The sequence below is a fragment of the Desulfitobacterium sp. genome, from assembly GCF_982384815.1.
Genome location: NZ_CEVWNY010000144.1, coordinates 1 through 6,531 on the forward strand (window position 1 = coordinate 1; position 6,531 = coordinate 6,531).

The window sequence follows — 6,531 nt, forward strand, 5'->3', positions numbered from 1 at the left end:
ATCATTGATCTTCAGACCTTACCCTTAGATGATCCTGCAACCTTCGAGATGCTTTCTAAGGGCAATAGTACCGGCGTTTTTCAGTTAGAAAGCGGGGGTATGCGTTCCGTACTTAAGGAGCTCAAGCCATCATGCTTTGAAGATATTATTGCGGTAATTTCCCTATTTCGCCCCGGGCCAATGGAGCAAATTCCGGAATTTATCCGCCGTAAGCATGGGGGCAAGATTTCCTATCTTCATCCGAAGCTGGAACCCATCCTCAAAAGCACCTACGGAGTAATCGTCTACCAAGAGCAAGTTATGCAGATAGCTCGAGACTTAGCTGGTTATTCCCTAGGACGAGCGGATTTGTTGCGCCGAGCTATGGGTAAAAAGAAAAAGGAGATCATGGAAGAAGAACGGCAAAGCTTTATTTATGGTCAGAAAGGTGCCGACGAGGAGGAAATAATCGCCGGGGCCTTAAAATGCGGGCTGACTGAGCAAGAGGCCGGGGAGATCTTCGACTTGATGGCTAAGTTTGCTGAATATGGCTTTAATAAGGGTCATGCTACGGCTTATGCGGTGATTTCGTACCAGACTGCTTACCTAAAAGCTAATTACCCTCTGGAATTCAATGCTGCCTTGATCAGTACTGTCATGAGTTCGGCGGACAAGGTTTCCTTTTATATCCACGAGGCTCGGCAAAGCGGTATCCAGATCCTACCACCGGATGTGCAAAAAAGCCAGGTGGGCTTTAGTATTGAAGGTCAGGGGATTCGCTTTGGTTTGGGGGCCATTCGCAATGTGGGTATCAATGTGGTGGAAAAAATCATCGAAGCCCGGCAGGAAGAACCTTTTGCCTCCCTTTATGATTTTTGCATTAGGGTGGATAGTAAGGTCTTGAATAAGAGGGTTTTGGAAAGCCTACTAAGGGCGGGGGCCTTTGGTTCGCTATGCAAGCGAGCTCAAGGATTATTAGCCTTAGACTCGGTCTTAGAAATGGCTCAACGTAGGCAGAAAGATCGAGAAAGCGGTCAATTTTCTCTATTTGATTTTAGTGATTCTCTTGATGAAGGGTTTGACCTCCCTGATGTCGAAGAGTATTCACCGCGAGAGCTATTGGCCATGGAAAAGGAATATTTAGGCCTCTACCTCAGCGGTCACCCCTTGGAAAGTGTGCTGCCGAAGTTGAAGAATGCTACTTCTGAGGATATTCTTAGTTGCTTGGAAGGTGAGGAAGAGAAAAAGGTCATTTTGGGAGGTATAGTCACCGGCTATCGAACTACCGTGACCAAACGTGGGGAAATGATGGCCAGCTTTACTTTGGAAGACCTAACGGGCTCTATCGAGGTTCTGGTTTTTCCTAAGGTTTTTGCTCAAGGCGCGAGAGTACAAGATGATCAGATTGTGATAGTTGAGGGGAGATATAATATTCGGGATGATGAGCGTAAGATTTTTGCGCAGCGTATCACCGACCTGGAAAATATCCAAGAGCGTCTGTCAAGACCACCGGAACAGTGGAACGGAAGCAGGGGACAAGCATTAAGCCGGAAACTTTATCTTAGGCTTCCCAAGGAAGGGACCCCTCTCCTTGAAGAGATCTTACCAGTGTTGCGTCATTATAAGGGACCCAATCCTGTGCTTTTTTTCTTCGAACAAGATAAAAAGTTAATTCAAGGTAATCGCGAATTTTGGGTGACTGATATAGAGGAATTAATTCAAGATTTGTCAAACATACTAGGAAAAAGCAATGTAGTGTGGAAGGCGAATTGACCAAAATATAAATTGAAAAGAGGAAGGTCTAGTGCGTATAGCTATTTATCCAGGAACATTTGATCCCGTTACCATCGGGCATCTTGATATCCTTAAAAGGGCAACTGAGTTTTTTGATAAGGTGATTGTTGCCGTTGCAGTAGATAGCAACAAGACCACTCTTTTTTCGTTGGAAGAACGTATAGAACTATTAGAGAGAGCAACCCAAGATATGCCCCAGGTTCAAGTGAAAGGTTTTGAGGGGCTTACGGTGGAGTTTGCCAGAGAATGTGGAGCCAATGTTATTATTCGGGGCCTAAGAGCTATGCAGGATTTTGAATATGAGTTTCAATTGGCTCTTATGAATAAGAAACTGGCCAGTGATATCGAAACTATTTTTTTAATGACCCAAAGTGAGTTTTCCTTCATCAGTTCAAGCTCAATTAAATGGGCTGCTAGCTTAAATGGGGGTATCAGTGAATTTGTGCCAGCTCATGTGGAAGAAGCCCTTTATGACAAGCTTAGAAGAGGGAAGAATCCTTAAGTACAAAGTAGTTTTTGCTTGTACTTACCCTTGGACAAGCTTTCTTGCATGAACCCCTTAGCCTATGTTATTATGAAAATTACTAGCTGGTCATTAACTTGTACTAACGGTATTCGACATATCCACAAAATTTGGGTATGTTTCTCTTTTTGAGCAAGGAGGATTTGCTATGTGGACCGTTATTTATATTGCACCAAACAAAGCAATCGCAGAAAAGTATAAAAAATCGCTAAGTGAAGAAGGGATGCTAGTGCAACTTCGTCCCATTGGCTCGGCGCATCTGGGGGATCATGCCTCTGTGGAGATTCTTGTTCCCGAATCAGAAGCGGAAGAAGCTCATGAAATTATCACTAGCTATATGGGGAGCTAGGCATGCTAAAAGATATTTTTCGTAAAAAACGAAAATACGCAACCATTAGTACCCTGCCTTCTAAAAGTGTTCCTAAGGGAGAACAGATTCCTCCGATTAATGAGGATTCTGCACAGCCGGTCTCAGCCCGTAAGGAATTGCCGGATGGGCTTTGGCTTAAATGTCCCACGTGTGGGGAAGTGATTTTTAAAAAAGATCTTATTGAGAACCAACGGGTCTGTACTACCTGTAATTATCATTTCCGGATTCCCGCCCGGGAAAGGCTCCAGCATTTAGTTGATCCGGGAACCTTCGAGGAATGGGATGCAGAGTTGCAAACTGCTAACCCCCTTGGTTTTCCGGAATATGAGGAAAAACTAGAGGACGCCCATAAGAAATCCGATGTTTCTGAGTCGGTCCTGACCGGAAAAGCTATGATCGAAGGAAATCCTGTAGTTTTGGCTTTGAATGAGGGGAACTTTATGATGGGCAGTATGGGCTCTGTGACTGGGGAAAAGATCACCCGGGCTATTGAGCGGGCCGTTGAACTGCGCTGTCCTTTGGTGATTTTCTCCACTTCCGGCGGTGCACGTATGCAGGAAGGTATCCTTTCTTTGTACCAGATGGCTAAGACCAGTGCGGCTTTAGGCAGATTAGCCGAAGCGAAGTTGTTATATATTTCTGTACTAACAGATCCCACCTTTGGTGGCGTAACAGCCAGTTATGCTTCCTTAGGGGATATTCAGATAGCTGAACCGGGAGCACTGATCGGCTTTACAGGCCCTCGGGTCATTAAGCAGACCATGCGTAAGGAACTGCCGGAAGGGGCTCAAACTGCCGAGTTTAATCAGGAGCACGGACAGATCGATTGTGTAGTTGAACGTGCCGAGATGCGGAAGGTTTTAGCACGTTTATTGCGTTATCACCAGGGAGGGGCAGGTTATGGCTCAACACTTTGATTTTGAAAAGCCTATCCTTGAACTTGAGCAAAAGATTGCGGAGTTACAGGAGTTTTCCAAGGAGAAAGATATCAATCTTACGCCGGAAATTTCCAAGCTGACGCGCAGACTGGTTCGGTTGAGAAAAGAAATCTACGGCAATCTGGAGCCTTGGCAAAAGGTTCAGATTGCTCGACATATGGAGAGGCCTAATTTCTACGAATATGCCCCCTTGCTCTTTGAGGATTTTATCGAACTTAAAGGAGATCGGCTTTATGCCGATAATCGAGCGATCGTAGGTGGGATTGCTGTTTTTCAGGGAATTCCTGTTACGGTGGTTTCTCATGTAAAAGGAAATGATACCAAAGAGAATATCCAGCGAAATTTTGGTATGCCCCATCCGGAAGGCTACCGAAAGGCTCTGCGCCTCATGGACCAAGCGGAGAAATTCCATCGACCGATTCTTACCTTCATCGATACTCCTGGTGCCGCCTGTGATTTAGAGGCTGAAAAAAGAGGGCAGGGGGAAGCTATAGCCCGTTGCCTTCAGGCTATGGCTAACTATACAGTTCCCATTATCTGTACAGTCATTGGGGAAGGAGGCAGCGGTGGGGCACTGGCTCTGGGTGTAGGAAACACCATCTTGATGCTGGAGAATTCTTTTTACTCAGTGATCGCTCCCGAAAGCTGTGCCTCGATCCTTTGGAAGGACCCAAGTAAAGCTAAAGATGCCGCTTCTGCTTTGAAATTTACCGCTCAAGACTTGCTTGAATTGGGGATCGCTGACGGGATTATCAAAGAACCCTTGGGAGGAGCGCACCGCAGTGTAGAAAAGACTGCCGAGGAAATGAAGAAAGCCATCCACCAGGCTCTCCTAGATCTTATGGGAATTTCCCCGGAGACCTTGCAAAACATGCGTTACAAAAAACTCATGAACATTGGTCGGTTCGAAGAGAAAGCTGGGGAGGACAATTCTAGTCACGATGGTCTGTACCACGCAGATGCACAGGAACTGCATGATCCTTTGGAGACAGGTTCGCAGGATGATTCTCCGGATGATTCTCAGGATGATTCTCAAGAAAGATCTCAAGGCTCGGGACCCGATGGGCTTAGGGTTTAGATGTTAAGGTGTTGACAACCTAGGATGTTGTTTTTCTACGATGCATGTGCTTTAGTGAAGAGTTTTTAGGAGATTCTAACTGAAAGACCTTGACACATTTTTATTCGTTGTGCTATTATATCTAAGTCACCAGTTGCCGTGGTGACCTGCTGAGGCAGTATGCGAGTGTGGCGGAACAGGCAGACGCGACGGTCTCAAAAACCGTTATCTTAACGGATGTGTCGGTTCGACTCCGACCACTCGCACCAACGATTACAGCGATTTGAATCGTTAAGAAAATAAATTTTTAGTTAACAAATAGTTAACAACTGATTTTTTCAGTGAAGCAGGACTTGTGCGAGTCCTGTTTTTTTTATTTGTGTATTTATAGAGCCATCCCTGCGGTGGTTCTTTTATTATCCCCATTTTCCTCCTCTCCACTCAAGCGGCCAGGTGAAACATGGACTGGTCGCTTTAATTATGTCGAAGCCATGTAGCTCAAAGGTTAGAGTAGTTGCCTTATAAGCGACAGATTCAAGTTCGAGTCTTGACGCGGCTACCAAAACTAAGGCGGTGATATCATGGGATTGTAGAGACACCTGTGAGAATAACCTTGTATTGTGACTTGGTGTGAGCATCACAAGAAAAGGAGTTTAACGGCGATACAAAATAAAAGCAGCCACTAGGGCTGCTTAACGTGGCTGGCTAAGGTTAGTTTTTGACGAGCTTTTCTTTTAGGCGTTCTTGCAATTCCTGCGAAAAATTCACTCCGGCTTCATCGCCTAAGACCTTGAGATACTTCGGGACAGAGACGTTAATGCGCATTGTTGTCATATCGTTGGCCTTACGATACTTGTCAAAATCAATATCTACCCAGGTTACGATCTCGTTAGGTTCGTGAGCCGGTTCGGATGTGGACGGCTCAGGAATTTCCCGCCCATCATCTTGTTCTGTTATTCCCCATAGACCGATTGCATCGCGGGCCATATAGATGGCTTCAGCAATATCTGACCCTTGAGTATTTATATCTAAGTCAGGAACGGTTACTACATATCCGTGTTGTGTGGGAGTCAGAATAACAGGATAAGCTTTAATCAATCTAAACACTCCTTTATAGTTTTTATTGGCGACGAAGTTTTATTTCAAACCCCGCCGCTTGATGATTTTCTTTGCCAGTATGTCATCAATGTCTGTCTGTCTTGAGATTGGTTCGTTGTGGGTTCCGCCGGTGTATATGGTGTGGTCGTGACCTTCTCGTTTGAACCACCAACCATTGTTCTCAAGAAGCCTGATTAGGTCTTTGCGCTTCATCTCCTCACCTCTTAATTATATTATACACACTTGATGTGTATGATCAATAGGCCTGATAGAAAGAGATGGTAGAAAAGTAAAATATATGGGCTGAAAGGCTTCTTTTGTTTTGGGTGATTGACTATGCCAAGTAAGCCATTCAGACCCTGTCGAAAACCGGGGTGCACTAACTTAACGCAAGCGGGATACTGCCAGGAGCACGCACACTTGGCCGATGCAGAAAAACGGGAAAGAAACAAGCAGTATGACCAATATAAACGAGATAAGCAAGCCGATGCTTTCTTTCGTTCGGTGGAATGGGACAGGGCCAGGAAGCAAGCTTTAACACGCGACAATTACTTATGTCAAGAATGCCTGAATGAGAAGAAGATTACCCCCGCCGGCCCTGTGGATCACATCATCCCCCTGAAGGTGGCTTGGCATCTGAGGATGACACTGAGTAATCTTAGGTCATTGTGTGATTAGACATCATGCTGCCAAAACGGCGGCTGATAGGGGGATATACGGTTAGGGGGTAGGGAGAGGTCGAAAAGTTTTGAGTAGCCGTTCTGGATACCGA

General features: G+C 45.4%; 8 protein-coding genes and 2 tRNA genes. 8 read left to right on the forward strand and 2 right to left on the reverse strand.

The features are described from left to right. The 7 genes from dnaE to AC1U9U_RS14900 form a co-directional block, all read left to right on the forward strand. The coding region (gene dnaE / locus AC1U9U_RS14870) for a DNA polymerase III subunit alpha (RefSeq protein WP_479961335.1) at window positions 1-1,752 on the forward strand (1,752 nt) is incomplete at its 5' end. 31 nt (window positions 1,753-1,783) lie between these two features. After that, window positions 1,784-2,275, forward strand: coding sequence for a pantetheine-phosphate adenylyltransferase (gene coaD, locus AC1U9U_RS14875; protein ID WP_479961336.1), 492 nt, complete (start codon window positions 1,784-1,786; stop codon window positions 2,273-2,275). A 169-nt stretch (window positions 2,276-2,444) separates the two neighbouring features. Next, window positions 2,445-2,645, forward strand: a complete 201-nt coding sequence (locus AC1U9U_RS14880) for a glutamate decarboxylase (RefSeq protein WP_479961337.1) — start codon at window positions 2,445-2,447, stop codon at window positions 2,643-2,645. 2 nt (window positions 2,646-2,647) lie between these two features. Continuing rightward, entirely contained in the window at window positions 2,648-3,583 is a 936-nt protein-coding gene (accD, locus tag AC1U9U_RS14885) for an acetyl-CoA carboxylase, carboxyltransferase subunit beta (protein ID WP_479961338.1), read from the forward strand. Further along, a complete protein-coding gene (locus AC1U9U_RS14890) occupies window positions 3,567-4,682 on the forward strand; it encodes an acetyl-CoA carboxylase carboxyltransferase subunit alpha (RefSeq protein ID WP_479961339.1) in 1,116 nt (371 codons plus the stop codon). The genes accD and AC1U9U_RS14890 overlap by 17 nt, the downstream gene beginning before the upstream one ends. 161 nt (window positions 4,683-4,843) lie before the next feature. Then, window positions 4,844-4,930, forward strand: a tRNA-Leu gene (locus AC1U9U_RS14895). A 218-nt stretch (window positions 4,931-5,148) separates the two neighbouring features. After that, window positions 5,149-5,223 (forward strand) — tRNA-Ile (locus AC1U9U_RS14900). Between the two features lie 149 nt (window positions 5,224-5,372). Here the strand turns inward: AC1U9U_RS14900 and AC1U9U_RS14905 are convergent. Beyond that, window positions 5,373-5,759 (reverse strand): type II toxin-antitoxin system HicB family antitoxin, encoded by a 387-nt coding sequence (locus AC1U9U_RS14905; RefSeq protein WP_479961340.1) that lies wholly within the window; start codon window positions 5,757-5,759, stop codon window positions 5,373-5,375. A 39-nt stretch (window positions 5,760-5,798) separates the two neighbouring features. Next, a complete protein-coding gene (locus tag AC1U9U_RS14910) occupies window positions 5,799-5,972 on the reverse strand; it encodes a type II toxin-antitoxin system HicA family toxin (RefSeq protein ID WP_479961341.1) in 174 nt (57 codons plus the stop codon). 207 nt (window positions 5,973-6,179) lie between these two features. Here AC1U9U_RS14910 and AC1U9U_RS14915 point away from each other — a divergent pair, with 207 nt between their 5' ends. Further along, window positions 6,180-6,437: an HNH endonuclease gene (locus AC1U9U_RS14915; RefSeq protein ID WP_479961342.1), complete on the forward strand. Its 258-nt coding sequence runs from the start codon at window positions 6,180-6,182 to the stop codon at window positions 6,435-6,437. The last annotated feature ends 94 nt before the right edge of the window (window positions 6,438-6,531 follow it).

What these genes read in the sequence shown, in the direction of transcription:
- AC1U9U_RS14910 (WP_479961341.1), bottom strand. Translation starts at nt 5,972, where the DNA reads ATGAAGCGCAAAGACCTAATCAGGCTTCTTGAGAACAATGGTTGGTGG.
- accD (WP_479961338.1), top strand. Translation starts at nt 2,648, where the DNA reads ATGCTAAAAGATATTTTTCGTAAAAAACGAAAATACGCAACCATTAGT.
- AC1U9U_RS14880 (WP_479961337.1), top strand. Translation starts at nt 2,445, where the DNA reads ATGTGGACCGTTATTTATATTGCACCAAACAAAGCAATCGCAGAAAAG.
- AC1U9U_RS14890 (WP_479961339.1), top strand. Translation starts at nt 3,567, where the DNA reads ATGGCTCAACACTTTGATTTTGAAAAGCCTATCCTTGAACTTGAGCAA.